Here is a 2,350-nt window from a genome sequence, read left to right on the forward strand (position 1 = left end):
CGCGATCACCGCGTCGTAACGCCCGCTGCGGGCCAGGCGCTGCGCGTGCAGCGGCCGGTCGGCATCGTGCTGCAACGCAGCCCCGAGACCAACGACCCCGGGCCGGACGACCTCTATCGGGTTGCGACCATCGCCAACATCGTGCGCTATATCACCGCGCCCGACGGCACCCATCACATCGTCTGCCAGGGCGTGCAGCGCGCGCGCATCCTCGACTTCCTGCCGGGGACGCCCTTCCCTGTCGCGCGCTTCCAGCAGATCCCTGAGCCGACCACGACCTCTCCCGAGATCGAGGCGCGCGCGCTGAACCTGCAGCGTCTGGCGATCGAGGCGATCGAGCTGCTGCCGCAGGCGCCGCCCGAGCTCTCCGCGATGTTCCAGGGCACCAGCGCCCCCGGCGCGCTGGCGGATCTAGCCACGTCGTTCATGGACATCAAGCCTCAGGACAAGCAGGAGGTGCTGGAGACTATCGACCTCGCCCTGCGCGTGGAGAAGGTGTCGAAGCATCTGGCCGAGCGGCTCGAGGTGCTCCGCATCAGCAATGAAATCGGCCAGAAGACCAAGGCCTCTTTCGACGAGCGGCAGCGCGAGGCGATCCTGCGCGAGCAGATGGCAACCATTCAGCGCCAGCTCGGCGAAGGCGACGGCAAGGCGGCCGAGGTCGCCGAGCTGACTTCCGCCATCGCCAAGGCCAACATGCCGCCCGAGGCGGAGGCGCACGCCAAGAAGGAGCTGCGCCGCTACGAGCGCATGCCCGAGGCGGCCGGCGAGGCCGGAATGGTCCGCACCTATCTGGACTGGCTGATCGAGCTGCCCTGGGCGCTGCCCGAGGAGAAGCCGATCGACATCAAGCAGGCGCGCGCCGTCCTGGATGCCGACCATTTCGGCCTGGAAAAGATCAAGACCCGGATCATCGAATATCTGGCGGTCCGCAAGCTGGCCCCGCAGGGCAAGGCGCCGATCCTGTGCTTCGTCGGTCCGCCCGGCGTCGGCAAGACCTCGCTCGGCCAGTCCATCGCACGCGCGATGAACCGTCCCTTCGTGCGCGTCAGCTTAGGGGGCGTGCATGACGAGGCGGAGATTCGCGGCCACCGGCGTACCTATATCGGCGCGCTGCCCGGCAACATCATCCAGGGCATCAAGAAGGCCGGCGCGCGCAATTGCGTCATGATGCTGGACGAGATCGACAAGATGGGCCGTGGCGTGCAGGGCGATCCTTCTGCCGCCATGCTGGAGGTGCTCGACCCCGAGCAGAACAGCACGTTCCGGGACAATTACCTGGGCGTGCCCTTCGACCTGTCACGCGTCGTGTTCATCGCGACCGCCAACATGCTGGACCAGATCCCGGGTCCGCTGCTGGACCGCATGGAGCTGATCAGCCTCGCCGGCTACACCGAGGACGAGAAGCTGGAGATCGCGCGGCGCTATCTGGTGCGGCGGCAGCTGGAGGCCAACGGCCTGACCGCCGCGCAGGCCGAGATCGAGCCGGAGGCTTTGAAGCTGATCGTCAAGGGCTACACCCGCGAGGCGGGTGTGCGTAACCTCGAGCGCGAGATCGGCAAGGTGTTTCGCCATGCCGCAGTGCAGATTGCCGAAGGCACGGCCGAAAAGGTCGTGGTGACGGCGAAGGATATCGCCACGGTGCTCGGCCAGCCGCGCTTCGAAGGCGAGATCGCATTGCGCACCAGCATTCCGGGCGTCGCCACCGGCCTCGCCTGGACGCCTGTCGGCGGCGACATCCTGTTCATCGAGGCATCGAAGGTGCCCGGCAAGGGCGGCATGATCCTGACCGGCCAGCTCGGCGACGTCATGCGCGAGAGCGTGCAGGCCGCGATGACGCTGGTGAAGGGCCGGGCCCCGCAGCTCGGCATCGATCCGCAGGCGTTCGAGAAGAGCGACATCCACGTTCACGTCCCCGCGGGCGCGACCCCGAAGGACGGACCGAGCGCGGGCGTTGCGATGTTCACGGCGCTGACGTCCCTGCTCACCAACCGCACGGTGCGCAGCGACACCGCGATGACCGGCGAGATCTCGCTGCGCGGCCTGGTGCTGCCGGTCGGCGGCATCAAGGAAAAGGTGGTAGCCGCGGCGGCTGCCGGCTTGAAGCGGGTGATGCTGCCGGCGCGCAACAAGCGGGATTACGACGACATCCCGAAGAGCGCGCGGGACAACCTCGAATTCATCTGGCTGGAGCGCGTCGACGAAGCCATCGCCGCGGCGCTCGAGCCGGCTGAAGCCAAAGAAGCGGCGGAGTGAAGGCGATGAAGAAACTGCTGGAAAGAGCGAAGCGATCACGGGCAAAGAGATCGGGGAAGGCGCAACGGCTGCACCAATTGCTCGATCGGGCGAT

The 2,350-nt window shown here is 67.3% G+C and carries 1 protein-coding gene; it reads left to right on the top strand.

Features of this window, described 5'->3' with window-relative positions; genetic code table 11:
* Nucleotides 1-2,256: endopeptidase La (gene lon / locus JHD07_RS14525; RefSeq protein WP_291623255.1), on the top strand; the 2,256-nt coding region annotated here is incomplete at its 5' end.
* Nucleotides 2,257-2,350 lie beyond the last annotated feature (94 nt).

The sequence above is a fragment of the Bradyrhizobium sp. genome, from assembly GCF_016462955.1.
Lineage (GTDB): Bacteria > Pseudomonadota > Alphaproteobacteria > Rhizobiales > Xanthobacteraceae > Bradyrhizobium.